Source organism: Paenibacillus sp. FSL P2-0089 (genome assembly GCF_038595095.1).
Lineage (GTDB): Bacteria > Bacillota > Bacilli > Paenibacillales > Paenibacillaceae > Paenibacillus_AQ > Paenibacillus_AQ silagei.
Window position 1 is genome coordinate 1010854 of the sequence record NZ_CP152006.1, and the last position, 19696, is coordinate 1030549.

At 54.0% G+C, this 19696-nt stretch carries 17 protein-coding genes; 12 read left to right on the forward strand and 5 right to left on the reverse strand.

Going from position 1 to position 19696, the window contains the following annotated elements; translation table 11 throughout:
• The first annotated feature begins 14 nt into the window (after positions 1-14).
• Positions 15-2213 (forward strand): Tex family protein, encoded by a 2199-nt coding sequence (locus NST69_RS04095; RefSeq protein WP_342550077.1) that lies wholly within the window; start codon positions 15-17, stop codon positions 2211-2213.
• A 541-nt stretch (positions 2214-2754) separates the two neighbouring features.
• Here NST69_RS04095 and NST69_RS04100 read toward each other — a convergent pair.
• Both NST69_RS04100 and NST69_RS04105 read right to left on the reverse strand, forming a co-directional pair.
• A complete protein-coding gene (locus NST69_RS04100) occupies positions 2755-3687 on the reverse strand; it encodes an IS3 family transposase (RefSeq protein WP_340957263.1) in 933 nt (310 codons plus the stop codon).
• A 5-nt stretch (positions 3688-3692) separates the two neighbouring features.
• On the reverse strand, positions 3693-4007 hold the full coding sequence (locus tag NST69_RS04105; RefSeq protein ID WP_339313306.1) for a helix-turn-helix domain-containing protein: 315 nt from the start codon (positions 4005-4007) through the stop codon (positions 3693-3695).
• Positions 4008-4367: 360 nt separating this feature from the next.
• Here NST69_RS04105 and NST69_RS04110 point away from each other — a divergent pair, with 360 nt between their 5' ends.
• Positions 4368-5282 carry a GNAT family N-acetyltransferase gene (locus tag NST69_RS04110; protein WP_342548571.1) on the forward strand — a complete coding sequence of 305 codons (915 nt, stop codon included), beginning with the start codon at positions 4368-4370 and terminating at the stop codon, positions 5280-5282.
• 177 nt (positions 5283-5459) lie between these two features.
• Here the strand turns inward: NST69_RS04110 and NST69_RS04115 are convergent, their stop codons facing one another.
• Complete coding sequence (locus tag NST69_RS04115) at positions 5460-6431, reverse strand: S-layer homology domain-containing protein (RefSeq protein ID WP_209878753.1); 972 nt, start codon at positions 6429-6431, stop codon at positions 5460-5462.
• Positions 6432-6838: 407 nt separating this feature from the next.
• Between NST69_RS04115 and NST69_RS04120 the strand changes: the two genes are divergently transcribed.
• The 4 genes from NST69_RS04120 to NST69_RS04135 are packed head-to-tail and all read left to right on the forward strand — an operon-like array spanning position 6839 to position 11387.
• On the forward strand, positions 6839-8473 hold the full coding sequence (locus NST69_RS04120) for an extracellular solute-binding protein (RefSeq protein WP_209878751.1): 1635 nt from the start codon (positions 6839-6841) through the stop codon (positions 8471-8473).
• 28 nt (positions 8474-8501) lie between these two features.
• Positions 8502-9455, forward strand: a complete 954-nt coding sequence (locus tag NST69_RS04125) for an ABC transporter permease subunit (protein WP_339254090.1) — start codon at positions 8502-8504, stop codon at positions 9453-9455.
• 12 nt (positions 9456-9467) lie between these two features.
• Positions 9468-10397 (forward strand): carbohydrate ABC transporter permease, encoded by a 930-nt coding sequence (locus NST69_RS04130; RefSeq protein WP_340955605.1) that lies wholly within the window; start codon positions 9468-9470, stop codon positions 10395-10397.
• Between the two features lie 54 nt (positions 10398-10451).
• Positions 10452-11387, forward strand: a complete 936-nt coding sequence (locus NST69_RS04135) for an AraC family transcriptional regulator (protein WP_340978738.1) — start codon at positions 10452-10454, stop codon at positions 11385-11387.
• Positions 11388-11453: 66 nt separating this feature from the next.
• On the opposite strand, the gene NST69_RS04140 is transcribed toward NST69_RS04135, so the two are convergent.
• Together NST69_RS04140 and NST69_RS04145 are read right to left on the reverse strand one after the other, a co-directional pair.
• A complete protein-coding gene (locus NST69_RS04140) occupies positions 11454-12449 on the reverse strand; it encodes an S-layer homology domain-containing protein (protein ID WP_342548572.1) in 996 nt (331 codons plus the stop codon).
• 77 nt (positions 12450-12526) lie between these two features.
• Complete coding sequence (locus NST69_RS04145; protein ID WP_342548573.1) at positions 12527-13366, reverse strand: aldo/keto reductase; 840 nt, start codon at positions 13364-13366, stop codon at positions 12527-12529.
• A 270-nt stretch (positions 13367-13636) separates the two neighbouring features.
• Here NST69_RS04145 and NST69_RS04150 point away from each other — a divergent pair, with 270 nt between their 5' ends.
• The 6 genes from NST69_RS04150 (at position 13637) to NST69_RS04175 (ending at position 19657) form a co-directional block, all read left to right on the forward strand.
• Entirely contained in the window at positions 13637-14224 is a 588-nt protein-coding gene (locus NST69_RS04150) for a TetR/AcrR family transcriptional regulator (RefSeq protein WP_342548574.1), read from the forward strand.
• Between the two features lie 109 nt (positions 14225-14333).
• Positions 14334-15563, forward strand: coding sequence for an MFS transporter (locus tag NST69_RS04155; RefSeq protein ID WP_036723276.1), 1230 nt, complete (start codon positions 14334-14336; stop codon positions 15561-15563).
• A gap of 140 nt (positions 15564-15703) precedes the next feature.
• Positions 15704-16453 (forward strand): winged helix-turn-helix domain-containing protein, encoded by a 750-nt coding sequence (locus NST69_RS04160; protein ID WP_342548575.1) that lies wholly within the window; start codon positions 15704-15706, stop codon positions 16451-16453.
• Positions 16454-16626: 173 nt separating this feature from the next.
• Positions 16627-17082: an SRPBCC family protein gene (locus NST69_RS04165; RefSeq protein ID WP_342548576.1), complete on the forward strand. Its 456-nt coding sequence runs from the start codon at positions 16627-16629 to the stop codon at positions 17080-17082.
• 8 nt (positions 17083-17090) lie between these two features.
• The gene (locus NST69_RS04170; RefSeq protein ID WP_342548577.1) at positions 17091-18413 is read left to right on the forward strand and encodes a beta-ketoacyl-[acyl-carrier-protein] synthase family protein; all 1323 of its coding nucleotides are present in this window, start codon (positions 17091-17093) and stop codon (positions 18411-18413) included.
• Positions 18410-19657, forward strand: coding sequence for a beta-ketoacyl synthase N-terminal-like domain-containing protein (locus NST69_RS04175; protein WP_342548578.1), 1248 nt, complete (start codon positions 18410-18412; stop codon positions 19655-19657). Before NST69_RS04170 ends, NST69_RS04175 begins: the two co-directional genes overlap by 4 nt.
• Positions 19658-19696: the final 39 nt, after the last annotated feature.

Below are 19696 nucleotides of genomic sequence, written 5' to 3' on the forward strand. Positions count from 1 at the left end.
ATCAGGCGGCGAAGGTGGCGGAAGATGCCGCTGCCCGTCAGGAGCAGGAACTGATACTTGCAGCTATTGCGAAGGAGCTGAGCATCAGTCTGAAGCAGGTAAGAACTACGGTGGGGCTGCTAGATGAGGGCAACACCATTCCGTTCATCGCCAGATACCGCAAGGAAATGACCGGGGAGCTGGACGAGAATGTCCTCCGCGATGTCGAAGAACGGCTCGGATATCTGCGTAACCTCGGTGACCGCAAGAAGGATGTAATCCGCAGCATCGAGGAGCAGGGCAAGCTAACTCCTGAGCTGCAGGCGAGCATCATGAAGGCGGTGAAGCTGCAGGAAGTGGAGGATCTGTACCGTCCGTTCAAGCAGAAGCGTAAGACACGGGCCAGTGTCGCCAAGGAACGGGGACTTGAACCGCTGGCGGATTGGGTGATGGAGCAGAGACGCCAAGGGGTTCCGCTGGAAGAGGCTGCGAAGTATGTCGATGCGGACCGGGGTGTGGAGAGTGCCGAGCTGGCGCTGCAAGGGGCGATGGACATCATTGCCGAGAATATTGCCGATGACCCGGCCATCCGTTCCTGGGTACGCCAGTATACAGCGAGTCAGGGGATTCTGGTCTCCGAAGCCAAGGATGCCCAGCAGGAAAGTGTGTACGAGAATTATTATGCGTACCGGGAGCCTGTGCACCGGATCCCGCCGCACCGTATTCTCGCGATCAACCGCGGGGAGCGGGAGAATATCCTCAAGGTCGGCATCGAGGTGGTGCCGGACAAGATTCATGCTTTCATCATCCGCAAGCTGGTGAAGGGGCCTTCACCGGTCAAGGAACTGCTGGAAGCGGTGACCGAGGATGCCTACAAGCGGCTGATTGCCCCTTCCGTTGAGCGCGAGGTGCGCGGGGAGATGACAGAGAAGGGGGAGACGCAGGCGATCTCCATCTTCTCGGGTAATCTGCGCAGCCTGCTGCTGCAGCCGCCGGTGAAGGGACGCCATGTTCTGGGCGTCGACCCGGCCTACCGCACCGGCTGCAAGCTGGCCGTAGTGGACGATACCGGCAAGCTGCTGGAGGTAGCGGTCACGTATCCGACGCCGCCGAACAACAAGAAGCGTGAGGCGGCGGCCAAGTTCAAGGAGCTGATCGCCAAATATGGCATCCAGCTCATCGTGATCGGCAACGGCACCGGCTCGCGGGAGACGGAGCAGTTCACGGCCGAGGTGATTGCCGAGGTCGGTGACCCTGACCTGGCCTACCTGATCGTTAACGAGGCAGGGGCCAGTGTGTATTCGGCCTCCAAGCTGGCGCAGGAGGAGTTCCCCGATCTGGATGTGGCGGAGCGCAGCGCCGCCTCCATCGCCCGCCGCGTGCAGGACCCGCTCGCGGAGCTGGTCAAGATTGATCCGAAGGCCATCGGTGTCGGGCAGTACCAGCATGATGTGTCGCAGAAGCATCTCGAAGAGAGCCTGAGGGGCGTCGTGGAGTCGGCGGTTAACCATGTCGGCGTCGACGTGAATACCGCTTCGGCCTCGCTGCTCTCCTATGTCGCAGGAGTGAATACGACGATTGCCAAGAATATTGTGAAGTTCCGCGAGGAGAACGGCAAGTTCACTACGCGCAAGGCACTGCAGAAGGTGCCGCGCCTGGGCGCGAAATCCTACGAGCAGTGCATCGGGTTCCTGCGTATCCCGGGAGGCGACAATACGCTGGACCGCACGCCGATCCACCCGGAATCCTACGCGGTGGTCGACAAGTTGTTCCGCGAGCTGGGGCTGGATGTGAAGCAGCTCGGCAGCAAGGAGGTTGCAGAGCAGCTAAGCGCTCAGGATGCGGAGGAGCTGGCGGTGAAGCTTGCGGTGGGCGTGCCTACGCTGCGCGATATCCTGGAGAGTCTTCAGCGTCCGGGCCGCGACCCGCGCGAGGAGCTGCCGCTGCCCATCTTCCGCAAGGATGTGCTGAAGATGGAAGACCTGCTGCCCGGCATGGAGATGCAGGGCACGGTGCGCAACGTAATCGACTTCGGCGCCTTCGTCGACATCGGGATCAAGAACGACGGGCTGGTCCATATCTCCCAGCTTAGCGGCAGCTATGTGAAGCATCCGATGGACGTGGTCTCCGTCGGCGACAATGTCACCGTATGGGTACTCGGCGTGGATGTGAAGAAGGGCCGCGTCAGCCTGACGATGCGCCAGCCGCGCGAGGCGGCGGGCAGCGGGGAGTAGAGGTAGAGGACGTTTCGGACTCAGAGCACCTTATTTCGCTGAAATCGGCGTTGTGCTGATCGTTTGCGGACTCAGGAGCCGTTAATACAGGCTTCGGAGCCTGTAATTAGGCTTGGCAGCCTCATTAGCGTCTTCTGAGTCCGTTTAGGGTGACGAAAGAGGCATTTTATTGCAAATAACGGCCTCCTGGTCCGCAAAGAACCGGAGAATGCAAATAAGCTGTGCTTTCCTTCAACAGGATTGCACAGTTTTTTTATTGTATAGGAAACTATAGTATCCTGCTGCTGTGGAAAAGGTGAGTGTAAATTGCTTGAAATCGTATACAATTGGCTGGTACAGCGGCATATGGACCAAATGTATATGAAAAACAGTAATGTGTTTGCACGCAGGCCACGGCCTGAATGTATGCGAAAAACAGCATACATTGTGCTCACAAGCAGGCGCATGGCCCGAATGTATGTGAAAAACAGCATACATTCGGTGCGACCCCCTTATCCCGGAGTCCTCCGTATAAAATCAGCACTTGTCGTAGATATGCTCTTTATTTCGCTTTTTCTCTCGGCCAGAAGAAGCGGGAGCGGTCTTCTAGGGTCAAGACCCATTCCGCAAAGGTAGCTGGCGGCATGTTCCGAAGGCTTGTATGCATTCTGCGATTGTTGTAGAAGTCCATGTACCGGTCCACGGCTTCATAGGCCTCTTCGAACGTCTCGAAGGCCTCTTTGCGGAACAAATCCCGATCGATATTACTGTGGAACGATTCAATAAAAGCATTTAAATCCGGCGTTCGAGGCGGAATGCGTTCATGGGTCATTTCCCAGCTTTCACACATGTCGCCAAACAGATGGCTGACGAACTGTGGACCATTGTCGGTGCGGATCACCGGGCGTGCGCTGTCAGGGGCGCAGTGTTGCTCCATGGCGCGTCCCAGCGTCTGGCAGGCGTGCTTGGCTTCACACGACGATCCGCGGTGGTAGCCGACGATGACACGGGTAAAGACATCGATAATACTCAGGACAAAGAAATGCCTGCCCTGGCCCGCCACGTAACCGTACTTAATGTCCATCTGCCAGAGCTGACCCGCCCCTGTAATGACCCGGTTCTCCGGCAGCTTCCGAGGATGCTTAAAACGCTTGTGACGCTGCGGCTGTAGGATATCCAGCGCCTGACACAGCCGGTAGCTTTTCTTGTGATTGAGCCTCAGCCCGTGCTGGTTCCACAAGCACTTGGCCAGCAGTTTGTACCCGTACACGTGCTCCTCTCCAGCGATTAATTCCAGCAGCCATTCCTGGATTTCCTCGTCGCTAATCTTCTCTCCAGACTCGGTCAGGGAATAGCCGGGTACGGGTCTTCCGCGCCCCTGGGGTACGGCCTGTACATCCTGCTTCTTGCGTTTCTTACGGTCGTAATACGTAGACTCTGCTAGCCCCACGAGACGTAGTACCAACGCTGCGGTATTCCCCTGCTTAATGAACATGTCGGCTACCTCGATTTTTTCGGATAAGCAGGGGTTGGCTTTTTTAGCAGTTCACGCAGAATCTCGATCTCTAACTCCTTTTCGCCGAGGATCTTGACGGCCTTCTCGTATTTCTGCTCCACGTCCAGGAGGCGCTTCAGTTCCTCCACCTGCTCCTGGGGATACGGATGATCTTGTTCCCCATGGGCCTCTCGGTAGTCCCTCACCCACTGATTCACCGTCGATGGGGTCACCCCATACTTGCGGGCAACCACCGCTGCCTTAATGCCAGACAACACCTCTTGCGCTGCCTTCTCTCTTGTTCCTGTTAAGTGTCCCATACCGTTCATCCTCCTCCTATATCTAGTCTACATTTTTGTGGGGGAGGACTCCAACTTCTTTAGGGGGCTGTGGAGCATTGTGCTCGCAAGTAGGCACACGACCCGAATGTATGTGGGAAACAGCATACATTGTGCTCACATGCAGGCGCATGGTCCCAATGTATGTGGAAAACAGCATACATCTGCTGGCGCGCAGGTAATCTCATTCACCCGTAAGGGTGATTTTGTTCTAGGATGGGTCTTATGAATTTGAGCTGGAGATTCAGTTCGCCAGTATAAAACAACTATAGTTATTCAAGAACGGAAGCCCTCTGCCAGGTGGTGTTATGATGGACAGAAACAGAAGGTGGCGGTTGGGAATTGAGTAACAGAGTGATCCGGCAGTTTGAAGAGAGAGATATGGCGGCGCTTGGCGCGATGTACGAGCAGGTGTCGGTGCAGGAGGATGTGCTGTTCTGGTGGGTGGGGGATGCGGACAATTGGGAGAATGTCTTCTGCGCTTTTGAAGAGGAACAGATGGTGGCCAAGGGCCAGCTGCAGATATTTAACGTGGTGCCTCCGGGACGCGCAGCGGAGAGTAAACACAAGATTTTCGTGAATCTGAAGACATGGCCCGGACGGGAAAAGGATCTGGAGCTGCGTGACAGCGTCTACGCCCTTCTGCTGGAACGGGCCCAGGTGCTGAAGCGTACGCTGCCCCCGGAATATGGAACCCTCCTGTGCACAGGCAATTATGCGCCGGAGGAGAGCTGCCATGCTTATTTCGCAGAGCATCTTGGTTACCTGCCGGATAGCTGCTTGTATACGCTCCAGCGCGACCTTCGTGAACCCGTCCATGCGGTAGAGCTGGAGGAAGGCCTTGAATTGACCAATGCGCCTATGGATTCGCCGGAGCAGCGGGCGGCTTACCTGGATCTGGAGGCGGAGATCTGGCCGGAGACCCCGCTCGGAATGGAGCGTCTGCTGGAATATCAGGAGCATCCGCTCTGGACATGGATGGTTGTGCGGGATGCAGGCCGGGTGGCGGGCAGTCTGATGGTCTGGCAGGAAGAGGAGCTTGGCATCATTGAAGATGTATTTGTCTGCAAGCCCTGGAGAAGAAGGGGCATTGCCAAGGCGCTGCTGAATCATGCGTTAATGTATCTTCAGGAGAAAGGGCTGGAGCAGGTGCAGCTGGTCGCACTGACCACGAATGATTCCGCGCTGTCTCTGTACCGGTCAGCCGGGTTCCAGACCGGGCGTCAGGAGATCCGGTACTATAAGGAGCTGGACTAAGCGCTAACCAGCCAGCCGCAGGCCGCGCTAACCAGCCGATCCAGAGTGTGAGATCTTCAGTCCGCAACGGGTGGACTTACTGGTTCATGGATATTGTGAAATCAAGCACCACAAAGAGCGCACCGGCCGGGTATCCGGCGGTGCGCTCTTTGTGATGATCTAGTTAGGTGGAGGCTGTTACTTTGTCACTCTGGAAGCAGCCGAGGTTGCCGAGCCTGGTGTAGCTTGGGCTACTGCGGTATAGCCTTCCGGCAGATAGGTGACGGCGGTGCCTGCCGAGATGACCTGCGGGTTCATGGAACCGGGCTTCGGTGAGGTGACCTTGAAGTAGATCACTGCGGTTTTGTCAGCACCGAACTCAATCCGTTCAATGACCAGGCCATACCCCGGGTTCGGCAGATTGGATACAGTCACCGTAGCTTTGTTCACACCAGCGGCGGCTTTGTCCAGCGTAACGGCGGCATCGTATGTGGTGGACGGGGCCGAAATGTTCTCATCCATCATAATCACTTCCTTCACGAATTTGGCGGCATCGTAGACCAGGACGGCAGCTTCTGCACGGGTAACCGCCTCATTCGGACGGAAGGTGTTATTCTTCTCCAGCGTGACCAGTCCGGTGTTGATCAGAATCTGCAGGCTGTTCATCTCCGCAGGGGATAGCTTGCCGCCGTCTGTAATGTTGGCATACATCTCCGTATAGGCGAAGTCCCCTTTGTTCTGAAGCGCCTGAAGCAGCAATTGTGCGAACTGTACCCGTGTCATCACAGCATTAGGGTCAACCGAGCGCTCCAGCGACAAGCCGCTTTCTTTGGCCTTCAGGAATGCGGAGGCATACCAGGCGGTATTTTTTACGTTGTCAAAATAATCGCTGGCCTTCTTGCCAGAGGGTTGCTGCGGAGCAAGCTTCAGGCCGCTCACCATGAACTGCACGCCTTGCGCATACGTAAGGCTGGACTTCGGCGCGAACTTGTCGCTGGTCACTCCGTTAAGGATGCCCTCCTGATGAAGGGCATTGATTTTGGCTTCGGCTGCATGGCCCTTCAGATCTGAGAAAGCGGAAGCCGGTGCCCCGATAGCTAAGGTTGCCGCCAGAATGCTACAGGCCAGCGAGATTTTGGCCGTGCGCATCCGGGTTAATGTATTCTTCATTGTACATCACCTCGTATCCTCTTAGATGGGATTTAGGAGCAAAAGGTTGCAGCCCGTCACTCCATAGATGGAATTATTATTCTCTAACCCCGCAGCACTGATTCTCCACACTCGAAAAAAATTCATCATGTGTCAATTTTCACCTACCGAAAGTCGAATCTTCGCCTGAATTCAGCTACTTTTGCAGCCAAAAAGGTCAATATACGATGATTAAAAGGTAATATACGGTGAGACAGGGTGCGGAAGAAAAATTATAATAATGATAACGCTTTCGTGAATAATGCGAAGCAGGAATAGCTTGTATTACCTGAGTGTTTTGTGACCTAATAGTTCCGAGTCTCCCGGCTAACAGAGCTTCGCTCTTAAGCATAGATCATTTATGAATTCCTACTAAGGGGGTAAGTCAAATGAGAAAAAAGAGTATTCTTGCCTTGATGCTGGCAGGCGCTTTGGCAGGACTATCACTCACAGGCTGCAGCAGTAAGGGGAACAGCCCGGATGCGGGGAACGACGGCAGCAACACGCCGGAGGGGAAGACGAAGCTGAAGGCGATTATCGTGAAGCATTCACTAACCAAAGATGTCACGCAAATGAAATGGCTCGCTGAAATAGAAGAGAAGGCGAATGTCGAAATTGAATGGCAGCAAATCTCTGCGGACTGGGATCAGAAGAAAAGTGCCCTGTTTGCCAGCGGTGAAATTCCGGATTTGCTGTTCAATGCGACCTCTAACTCCGATTTTGTACAATTCAACGGGTTGTTCGAGGATCTGGGCCCGCTGATTGAGAAGGACGCTCCTAATATTCAAAAGATGTTCAGCGAGCACCCGGAATTGAAAACGCTTGCTACTCAAATTGACGGGAAGCTCTACGGCACTCCGCGTTATAAGGGGATCTGGCCCGGCTCCACCGCCTCAATGTTCATTAACAAAACCTGGCTCGACAATCTCGGCCTTCAGGTGCCTACGACTTGGGATGAGTTAGAGACTGTGCTGCTTGCTTTCCGCGAGGGAGACCCGAATCAGAACGGGGATAAGACGGATGAGATTCCGATGGACTTCAACCCGATCGGCTGGGATTTCACACCGAAGCTGCTGCTGGGCAGCCTTGGGCTGCCTCTGTCCAACGGGGCGAGCGACGGCTACTTCACCGAAGGGGCCCAGGTTAAGAATTTCTATGTAGATGAGCGGTTCAAGACACTCATGCAATTCCTGCAGAAGCTGTACAGCCAGAACCTGATCAGCAAGGAAGTGGTCACGCAGGATTACTCCAAATACCAGTCCGTTGCCCGCGGGAATGGAACTACAGCCAAGGTCGGATTCACCTGGGGCTGGGAGACAGGAGACCGCTTCGGCAATGAGCTGAAGGATCAATATGTTACCCTGCCGCAGCTGAAGCAGCATGCAGACTCTACGAATGAGCTGTACTGGAGCAATGACTACTACTACCAGAATTACGGCTCCAATGCGGTGTCGGTCAGTGCCCGCTCCAAGAACAAGGAAGCCGCGATGCGGTTCATTGATGCTTTTTATGAGCCGGAGGTTAGTCTGCAGGTCCTGTTCGGCGGGATGAATGACACAGATAAGGGAATCAAAGATAACGGGGACGGCACGTATGCGATTCTTCCTCCGGCGGATGCATCCCTCGACCCGGGCTCGTGGAAATGGACGAATTCGTTCGCGGATAATGGTCCGATGTACATTGCCGATGCGCTGAAGGACAAGGTGACGCTTGGCTCGGATATGCAGAATGTGCTGAAGGAGAAGGCTGTCTATGATGAGCTGTTGAATAAGGCAGACGAGAAGAGCAATGTCTACCCGCAGAACTTCATGAAGTACAGCACGGAGGACACCAACACCCTGGCAATGAATCAGGCGAACGTCAATAATATCACGGATCAAAAGTGGGCCAACTGGCTGACCACCAAGGTTGATATTGAGAAGGAGTGGGCTGCGTATGTCGCCTCCGTCAATAGCTCCGGCCTGGAGCAGAATCTGCAAATCCGCCAAAAGGCTTATGACGAATACCTCTCGACCTTGAAATAGTGGACTTGAATGGAAGGGGCGCTCCCAAATGAAACCAGCACAGACCACGGTGCCGCATCAGACGCTGCGCGGGAACGGATGGCTTCGTAAGCAGGCCGGGCATTACCAGCTATGGCTGATGGTGCTTCCTGCGGTCATTTACATCGCCATTTTCTGTTATGGTCCGATGTATGGTATCCAGCTTGCTTTTCGTGAATTTGATTTCAGTAAAGGACTGACGGGCGGGGAATGGGCCGGGTTCAAATATTTCGAGCAGTATTTCAACAGCCCGATGTTCTGGCCTACGCTGCGAAATACGTTTATCATTGCGTTTTTCTCCATCCTGCTAGGCTTCCCGATGCCGATTCTGCTGGCGCTGGTGGTTAACTCGATCCGCAGCAACAGACGCAAGCGTATCCTGCAGACTACGGTGTATATGCCTTACTTCATTTCTACCGTTGTTCTGGTTGCGTTGCTGCAGATTATGCTGTCTCCTACCACCGGACTGATCGACGGCTTCCTGAAGGCCTTGCACCTGATCCCTGCGGATACGAATCTCATAGGTGACCCTGGGGCCTTCGTTCCGGTGTATGTCATCTCTGCCATCTGGCAGGCCTGCGGCTGGAACAGCATTATCTTCATCGCCGCCCTGTCCTCGGTGGATGCGCAGCAGTATGACGCCGCCCGGATTGACGGGGCTAACCGCTGGCAGACCGTCTGGCACGTGGAGCTTCCGGCCATCCTGCCGACGATTATTATTTTATTGATTATGAATATGGGCAGCATACTCAGTGTGGGCTTCGAGAAGACTTTTCTTATGCAAAATAGTCTTAACAAGCCCGTCTCGGAGGTCATCTCCACGTATGTCTTCAATGTGGGCGTGAAATCCAACCAGTTCAGCTTCGGTTCAGCGGTCGGACTATTCAATACCCTGATCAACTTCACGTTCCTGATGCTGGCGAATGCACTGGCCAAAAAAACTTCAAAAATCAGTCTGATGTGAGGAGGAAATGGGATGTCAAACAGTCACGCCGCTCATTCGCAAAAGATACAGCATTCGGGCGGTATCGCAGACAGGCTGTATACGCTGGTGGTTGCGGTTATAAGCATCGCCGCGTTCATCATGGTCGCGTACCCGCTGTATTTCATCATCATAGCTTCCGTCAGCAACTCCACCATGGTGAACCAGGGACAGGTTATTCTATGGCCTAAGGACATTAACCTGTACGGCTATGAGCAGATATTCAAGGACACCCGGATCTGGCAGGGGTATAAAAATACGATTATTTACACGGTACTGGGCACGCTGCTCAATCTGCTGGTCACGCTCCCTGCGGCGTATGCCTTGTCCCAGCGGAAATTCCGGGCACGCAGGTTCATTATGCCGCTGTTTGTGATCACGATGTATTTTGGCGGGGGGATGATTCCTACCTATCTGCTTATCCGTGACCTGAATCTGCTGAATACACCTTGGGTAATGATTGTGAACGGCGCCATTAGTGTATACAATCTGATTATTACAAGAACCTTCTTCGAGACTTCTATACCGGAGGAGCTGCACGAAGCGGCTACCCTGGATGGCTGCTCGCACTTCCGCTACTTCATCTCGGTGGTGGTTCCGCTGTCCAAGGCGGTGATCTCCGTCATCACGCTCTATTATATGGTGGGTCACTGGAACGACTTCTTCAACGCCTTGCTCTATATCAACACGGATAGCTTACAGCCGCTGCAGATCGTCCTGCGCAATATTCTATTATCCAATCAGGCGTTCGCGGGCGGAGCCGGATCAGGTGCCGGGGCCGGTGCGGGCAGCTATGCCCAGCAGTTCGCGGATCAGATCAAATATGCGGTCATTATCGTATCGACGGTGCCGGTGCTGATTATCTATCCGTTTATCCAGAAGTACTTCGAGAAGGGCGTAATGATCGGTGCGGTGAAGGGCTGAGCGTATAGCTGACGCTGCGTGCAGCATCCAGTGGGCCGGGAGGAGGGAACCTCAGTGAAAAAAAGTCTTGAACTGCTCGATTCCATCGGCGAACCCGTATCTCAGGATATGAAGGAAAAGCTTATGCATGGCAGCAGACAATTCCGCATGAGTGTGCATGTAACCAAGCTATCCTCGCTCAATAATCTGGTGCTGTATTCCCACTGGCATGAAGAGCTGGAGCTGCTGTTCATGATCAAGGGCACGGCCAAATTCCATGTGGGGCAGGAGAAATTGGTCGTCCAGAGCGGAGAGGCGGTTTTCATTCAGCCCAATATGCTGCATTCGGCGATCCGGGTGGATCAGGAGGAGATTATTTTCTGCGCGGTGCTGGTGCACTTCAATTTCCTCTCCAGCCTGGAGAGAGACCAGATTCAGCAGCAGTTTGTTTCCCCGCTTTTCCTCGACAACCGGCGTTATCCGCTGCTGATCGGGCGGGAGCTGGAGGAGAAGCTGCGGCTGATTCCACTGCTGGAGGAGGTGCGGGATCTCTATCAGCAAGAGGCGCACGGCTATGAGATGCTGATTAAGGCCAGGCTGTTCGAGGTGCTGTACCGGCTGGAAAAGTGTGCGGCTGAGCATCCGCGGGCAGGACTGCCCGGGCAGTCCCGGGGCGGCAACAGCTCCATGCTGGCCAAAAAAACGCTGGCCTACGTCCAGCAGAACTACAGTAAGCGTATCACGCTCTCCGACATGGCGCAGCAGGTCAACATGAGCCCGTCTTACTTTTGCCGGTTCATGAAGAAGCAGTTCGATCTGTCCCCGATGGACTTCCTGAACGAATACCGGATCTCGGAGGCGGTCAGCCTGCTGGAGACCACGGATAAGAAGATCATGGAGATCTCCGGCATGACCGGCTTCAGCAATGTGAACCGGTTCACGGAGATGTTCAAGAAGACCTACGGCTGCCGCCCGATGGATTACCGGAACCGGCTGCGGTTGAGTAAGTAGGCGTAAAACAAGAAAAAGCAGTTCCCTATACGGGAACTGCTTTTATCTATCTATAGATAGAGAAGCTTACTTCGCTGGAGCCGATGGATCAAGCCAGCGCGAACCCATTACAGGCTCAGCCGTTGCAGTGTAGCCTGCGGGCAGGTATGTGGATACCGAGCCTTTGGTGATCACTTGCGGATACATTTTATCCGGGTCAGGCAAGGTGACTTTGAAGTAGATTACCGCCTTAGTGGCGCTGGTGAACTCGATACGCTCTACCGCGAGACCGTAACCGGGATTCGGCAGATTGTCAACGGTGAGTGTAGCTTTGTTAACGCCTTCAGCGACTTTGTCCAGGACTACATCAGAGACGTAATTGTTAGCCGGAACCGGCTCCGGCTCAGAAGGCTCATTGCCCGGATTGTTCGGCGTAATCACCCGGTCGGCGAATTCAGCGGCATCATGGATCATGACCGCAGCTTCAGCGCGGGTAATCGCATCGGACGGACGGAATTTCCCGTTATCCAGCGTGAGCACCTTCGTGTTCAGCAGCACCTGCAGGCTGTAATTAACCTCTGGAGTAAGTTTATCGCCATCCTCAATCATGAAGAACATCTTGGTTACCGGGAAATTGCCCTTGCTCTGCAAGGCTTGGGTCAATAGATGGGCGAATTCTGCACGGGTCATCGGTGCATTCGGGTTGATATCCTTTGCCAGTGTCAGGCCGCTCTGCTTCGCAAGGGCGAAGGAGGAGGCGTACCAGGCATTATCTTTTACATTGTCAAAGAGCTGGCTGGCCTTAGTACTGCTGTCGGAACCGGCTTTCGGTGCAAGCGCCAATCCTTTTACCAGGAACTGTACGGCTTGCGCATTCGTCACTTTGGCATTGGGAGCAAACAGGTCGTTCGTAATTCCGTTAATTACACCAGCGCTATGCAGTGTATTGATCTTGGTTTCGGCTGAATTTCCCTTGAGGTCCGAAAAGGCAAATGCGGACGCTCCGAAGGATAAGCTGGCAGCCAGGATTCCGCACGCGATGCTCATTTTTTTTGCGTGCTTCGTTAGATTAGTTGGTTTCATTGTGCATCACCTCTATATACTCAGATGGTTCTTTACGGCGAAAGGTTGCAGTTGTCCGGAAAATAATACGAAAAAACTTAGGACAACGGGGTAAACCGGGTGGTCCACAGGTAAAATTTATTTTGCGGATCGGTAAATCCTCTTTTATTCTGATCCAGGGCTGCGATTCTCTTCATCTCTTCGTCCGACAAGGAGAAATCAAACAGCTCCAGATTCTGTTTCAGCCTTGCAGGAGTAACGGACTTCGGAATCACAGCGATATCCCGCTCAAGGTTCCATCTCAGGATGACTTGCGCCGCTGTTTTATCATACCTCTCTGCCATTTCGGTGAGTACAGGGTGCGCAAGCATCTCCAGGTTACCGTGTCCAAAAGGGCTCCACGCAACATGCTGGATACCGTGCTTGCTCATATAATCATGAAGCGACCCTTGCTGGAGCAGCGGGTTCGTCTGAATTTGATTCACTGCGGGGACAATCGTCCCCTGCTTCATGACCTTGTCCAGATGCTCCGGCTCAAAATTGGACACCCCGATCGCCCGGATCTTCCCCTCCTTGTATAAAGACTCCAGGACATGCCAGCTTTCCAGATAGTGCTTGGCGGGCCAGTGGATCAGGTAGAGATCGACATAATCCGTTTGGAGTTTTTGAAGACTGGCTTCAAAGGCTTTACGGGTCTTTCGCCCCAGGTCCGTGCTCCATACTTTGGTCGTAATAAAGAGCTCGCTTCGAGGTACACCCGATTTCTGAATAGCCCTGGCTATCAGCTCCTCGTTGCGGTAAGCTGCCGCCGTATCCAGATGCCGGTACCCGTTCTGAAGCGCCCATACTAGAGCGTCTTCATTATTGTCTTTGATGTTATACACACCCAGACCCACCTTCGGCATCTGGACTCCGTTATTCAAAACGAAATGTTCCATTTCGCATCTTCCTTTCCGTTTGAGTTCGTATAACCAGCCCTCTTGGTCAACGATTATAGCATAAGAAGGCAACGAATCATCATTGGGAAAGAAAATCGAGACGGATGCACTTCGTAGGATTTTTATGAGAAAAGCAAGAAATTAATGCGGAGATAGCATGGGTTATGCTCTTTTCTCCGCTGTCGCACTCCGTATAATAATCATGCTTGCATTCTCAAATATGAATCCATATAATTAAACCGAACAGTCGGTTTTTTTAGGAGGGATGAAATGAGTACACCAAAAGGTTCGGTAAAGCGGAGTATGATCCTAGACCAGGCGTTGGAGCTTTTTGTGCAGAAGGGATATGCCGCCACCTCGATGGAGGATATCGTCAAGCACACCGGGGTCAGCAAGGGCAGCATTTATTACCACTTTTCCAGCAAAGATGATTTGTTTGTGAGTATGGTCGAAAAAATCAACCGCGAATGGGTGGAGGAGTGGTCGGAGATTCGCCGCCAATTTCCGGAGGTCGGAAGCAGACTGATGGGAGCAAGCTTGCATTTTGTGAACAGCTTCCAGAGTCCTCTGACGAAGGTGGCTGAAGAGTTCTCGATGAATATGCAGGAGGGTTACCAGGAGATACATCAGCGGCTGATTGAGATCTCAATGGTGCAGATTGAAGTATTTACCGAGATCTTCCGGGAGGGGATGGAGCAGCAGGTTTTTACTAAGGCGGACTCGAGCCGACTGGCTGTGTTATTCACCAGTATGTTAAGCGGCTTGACGCTGTACCCCCAAGTGTTCCCCAAAGACGGGATGCACCAGCATACGCAAGAAGCGGTGGCTGTGTTATTGGAGGGAATTAAGAAGAAATGAATGAAGCGCAGCCTGTTCGAGTCGTTGAACCGCACTACTCGGGCAGGCACGCTTTATTTGAGAATTATTAAACCGAACGGTCAGTTTTATTGAAAAAGGAGGTAATACGATGAAAGAATTGTTGCGAAATCGGGTATTTCTGCTGGTGATGGCCTCGGATGTGCTGCAGCAGGTGGGGATTTGGGTGCGAAATATGGCTTTGCTCTATTATGTGGTGCAGCAGACGCAGGGTGACCCGGTGGCTGTGTCCTTGCTTACGGTGGTGGAATACGCGCCGATTTTCTTATTTTCCCTGGTGGGCGGTGTGCTGGCTGACCGTTGGCGCCCCAAGCGCACCATGATCTGGGGCGATGTTCTAAGCTTTCTCTCCATTGTGCCAATTTTATTTGTGGTGGCATGGGGATACTGGCAGGCGGTTTTTATTGTGACGATGATCTCCGCGATTGTGTCGCAGTTCTCCCAGCCATCCTCGGCCAAATTGCTTAAAACCCATGTTCCTGAACAAGAGTTGACGGCTGCCATGGCGATGACCCAGATGGTCGGCTCGCTGTTTATCATTCTGGGCCCCATCCTCGGCACCTTTGTTTACTACACCTTCGGAGTTATGGTTTCCTTGAGCAGCCTGCTGGTAATCTTTGCGCTTTCCGCTTGTTTTTTGCTCTTCCTGCCGGATTCGCCGCGCTCCATGGAAAGGTTGTCAGTGCAGGCTGTGGTCAGGGATTTACGCGGCGGACTGCTCTACCTGCGGGAACATGCCAACTTGAAAGTGTTGATGGTGATGTTTGGCGTCCTTGCTCTGGGAGCTGGTCTGACCGCTCCGCTTGACATCTTTCTGGTTACGGAGCGGCTGGGATTGGCAGAAGCAGACTTGCAGTGGTTTACCGCCTTGTCCGGCTTGGGCCTCCTGATCGGGGCAATAATCGCCGCCAGCCTGTCCGGTCGCCTGAAGGGCAAAGGGGTGGTTTTCGCCGGTTTGATTTTGCTCGGGGCGGGGACGATGATTGAAGTATGGTCGGTCTGGCCCATTCTAACAGGCGGGATGCGGCTGATTACCGGTCTGTTCCTGGCTTTAACGCAGACTGTAATTGGCACGTATATGCTGACTTTGGTTCGAGCTGAATATATCGGACGGATTAATGGCCTCATCACTCCAATTTTTATCGGGTGTACGCTGATCGGGACAGGACTTTCTGGTATGCTGGTGGCGCAAAGCTCGCTTATCTTTGTCTATATGCTATCCGGTTTGATTTTGATGCTGGCGGCCTTGGTAGCGCTTCGTCTACGCTTCGACTACCCTGTAGCTAAGCAGGCAGAGGGGGGAGAAACAGCGGGTAAGTAATGCAGATAGAGGGTTGTCCGTAAAACAGAGGACCGTAGCGAAAATGCGCGGCCTTTTTTTGTTCATTTTTCAAGTAAGAAGCTATGATATTTTTCCTTTTATATCCCAAAAAATACTATATTATAGAAAATGTAATCTTTGTGAAACCGGTAGTATTTGAGAAGAATGGGATTGGAGAGAAGTTCATGCGTGTTGCGCTGGTGTGTTGTGCAGATTCCACAGAGCCTTGTGAGGATTGCAGGTTTAAGAATGTTCATTCTTTTTTTGCACAGGTGTACGGTTGTAAGGTATTGCATTTCAAGGAGCTTGAGGCGCTCGTCGATATTGTGAAGGAAGGCTTACAGCTGGATGGTGTAGTGATCAGCACCCCTGATTTCAACCCGGGCTTCATTCACACGATGCAGTATCTGCAACAGATGCTTACGCTGAGAATATTCTTCATTGTAGAAGAGATCAGCGCGCAGGGTACCCCTGTCCCTTTTCCTTCCAATCATATGTACATCAGCAGCTTCGAGCGCAACGGCTTCCAGGAGGAATTGTTCAGCCGGTTGCGCTGCTGGTTCGACGAAGGACTGGCCCCTCACACACACCACACCAGACAAATCAAGGATATCGCCCTTCATCTGCACTCCAAATCCCTGAAGGTCGGAGAATTCGTCATTGAGCTTACCTGTAAAGAGTTCGAACTCCTGGAGCTGCTGCTGGAATGCCAGGGCCAGTACATCCCCACCGAGCAGATTCTGCACCAGCTATGGGACAGGTATACATCCCCTGAGATTGTGAGGCAGTACGTATACAAGCTGAGGCACAAAATTGAGATCATCTCCGGACGAAGCGACATCATCCTGTTTCGCCGGGGGATCGGATATTCGGTGAACCCATTGATCTGACAGAGTTCTGTCAGGTCTTTTTTTGTGCCCGGGAAACACATAGATTGTAATCTTCCGTCTCCTCCCATAAATCAACAATAACTGTAAATTAACGCAAGCTTAACAGCCGGGTTATGTCCCCTTCCGGGCTTAGGCGTTACGATGTCATTAATACGAATGGGGAGGCATATGGAGTGGCAACGATTCAGAACAGTATCTGGATTCACGCAGACCGGATCACCGTATTTGAGCGTACGAATGATATTGCGCACTGGACAGATTTATTCACGGAATATAAGGAAACGCGGGTGCTGGAGCAAGGGGAGGCCTACATCCGGTTTGAGCTGACGACACATCCCGAGGGGAACCGGCCTTCACGCACATGGGAATCGGAACGCTGGCTGGACCGGCCGAACTTCCGGATTACGGCCAGACGCCTGGCCCCGCTGCTGCCGTTCAAGCATATGAATCTCGAATGGCTCTATGAGGAGCAGGACGAAGGGACGTATATGACCTGGATTCAGGAATTCGAGGTGGATCCGGCAAGCGGGCTGACCGAGGAGCAGGTGGAAGCGCATCTGAACCGCACGACCAAGGAGCAGATGACGGCGATCAAGCACAATATCGAGAAGCAAACGGTTCGGAGCTGAGGGCTTATATGGAGAATGTGACAAAAAAAAGAGTCGTGATCACTGGCATGGGGCTGCTTACCCCGCTGGGGAATACGCTGGAGCAGTTCTGGAGGAACAGCCTGCAGGGCAAGGTGGGATATGACCGCTTGCAGGGCTATGAGCATATGCCGTTGAAAAGCCGCGTTACCGGCACAATACCGCAGTTCGAGCATTTGGGCCGGACGGCTGATGAAGCGCAGCGGGCAGGCATGGGGCGGCCGGGTATTCTGGCGGTCAACGCCGCGATAAGGGCGGTTGCCGATGCGGGGCTTGTGTTCACGAAGGAGCTGCGGGAGCGTTCCGGGGTCTGCATCGCCAATGCGATTGCCGATACTCCGTTCTCGGAGCAGACCTTCCTGCGGATGACGGAGGGCGGGCAGGGGCCGATTGATCATGGACTCTGTCAGGAGGATTTGTACCGCAAGGGCATGTTCTCTTATATTGCTTTCGAAGTGGCGCATGAGTTCGGGCTTCAGGGAGAGGCGCTGGTCATGTCCACGGGCTGCACGGGCGGCATTGATGCTGTCGGATATGGCTATGAGTCGATTATAGCCGGGGAACATGACGTCATGATCTGCGGCGCAGCGGAAGCACCGGTCAGCTCCATGACCATTTCCTCCTTCGATGCCATCGGTGCGTTGACCTCCAGGTTCAACGATGACCCGCAGCGGGCTTCGAGACCTTTTGAGAAGAACCGCAGCGGCTTCGTTCTCAGCGAGGGGTGTGCCGTCGTTGTGCTGGAGGAGCTGGAGCATGCGCTCCGGCGGCAGGCGCCGATCTATGGCGAGGTGACCGGATTCGCCAGTACGAATAACGCTTTTCATATGACCGATCTGCCACAGGATGGGGATGCGCTCAGTCTGACGATGAACGAGGCGCTGGGCAACGCGGGCCTGACAGCGGAGGACATTCAATATATCAACGCACATGGCAGCTCGACTCCGCAGAATGATGCTTTTGAGACCGCCGCTTATAAAAGAACGTTCGGAGAGCTCGCCTACTCCATCCCGATCAGCTCCACGAAATCCATGGTAGGTCATCCGCTCTCGGCAGCGAGTGCCATTGAAATTGTGCATTGCCTGCTGGCCTTGAACGAGGGCTATATCCCGCCAACCGCCAATCTGGACGAGCCGGACCCGGCCTGTGATTTGAATTATGTACCGAAGCAAGCGATTCAGCGCGACCTGTACCATATTCTGACCAATGCCAGCGGATTCTCCGGGATTCACTCCGCGATGATTCTGGCAGCGAACGAATACAGCAATCGGGTAGGCAAGCTTCAGACTGAACAATGGATGTGCAGCCTATGAAGAATACAGTATTCGTAACCGGAGTAGGGATGGTGGGGCCGTGCGGGAATAGTGCCGGGGCCTTCTGGGAGGGACTCCTGAGCGGCCGTAATTATATGACTCCGCTCCAGCTTGAGGGTACGACCGGAGCTGCGCCTCCCTTCGCCGGACAAGTCAGCGGGATGGAGCCGGAGCGGGTCATCTCGAAGCGTCTGCTCAAGAAATGCTCCCGCTTCTCAGTCATGTCGATCCTGGCCGCGAAGGATGCCATGGATGATGCGCACTGGGAGCTTGATCAGATGAGCCGTGAGCGGATCGGCATCTTCGTCGGCAATAACTCGGGAGGCTGGGAGAGTGCGCGGAATGGCTTGCGTGTTTTGCATACCGAAGGGGCGCCCTTCATTGACCCGAACCTGGCGAGCAACTGGTTCCCGGCGGCGGCACAAGGGCATATGTCCCTGGCCTTCGACATCAAGGGCTACAGCAAGACTGTGATCGCCGACCGGAGCAGCGGGCTGCTCGCCATTGCGTATGCGGCCAGAGCCATCCGCAGCGGGATTATCGATGCAGCTATCGTGGGTGGAGCCGAGACACCGCTCGATCCGTGGGCGCTCTCCTTCTATAACACGGAGGGGCTGCTGAATCTGAGTGCGGACCGCCCGCAGACGGCATACCGGCCGTTCGTGGAGGGTCGCAGCGGGCTGGCCCTGGCTGAAGGAGCAGCGTTCCTTTGCCTCGAATCGGAGCGCAGCCTCCAGAAGCGCGAGGCGTCCCGCCGGGTGCGGGCGAGCATCCAGGGCTTCGGCTTCACGAATGACGGCCAGACCGCTGCCCCGCCTGAGGAGAGTGTAGCGCAGTGTGCCCGGGCAATCCGGCTGGCCATTGGGCATTCGGAGACACAGCCGGAGCAGATCGGCTATCTGTCGCTGGATGGTGCAGCTTCCGCCCGCGAAGACGGAATTGAATGCTCGGCCATTCAGGAGGTATTCGGCAGTAGTGCAGAAGCCAAGTGGGCGGGCTGCCCCAAGACCGTCTTCGGTAACACGATTGGAGCGGCAGGGGCGTTCGATGTGGCACTGAGCGTGCTGGCTATGAATCACGGGGAGCTGCCCGGCCTTCCATATCTGGCAGAATCGGTTCAGGACAATGGCTTGAACTTCGTCCCGGGGATCAGCCGCCGGACCGCTGTGGAGTCTTCGCTGATTCTGTCCAGAGGGAGGGGTGGTGTCTCTTCAGCACTGGTTGTGAACAAGGAAGAGCTGTGAATCGTGAGCTGTAAATCGTGAATTGTAAAGCAAGAAGCG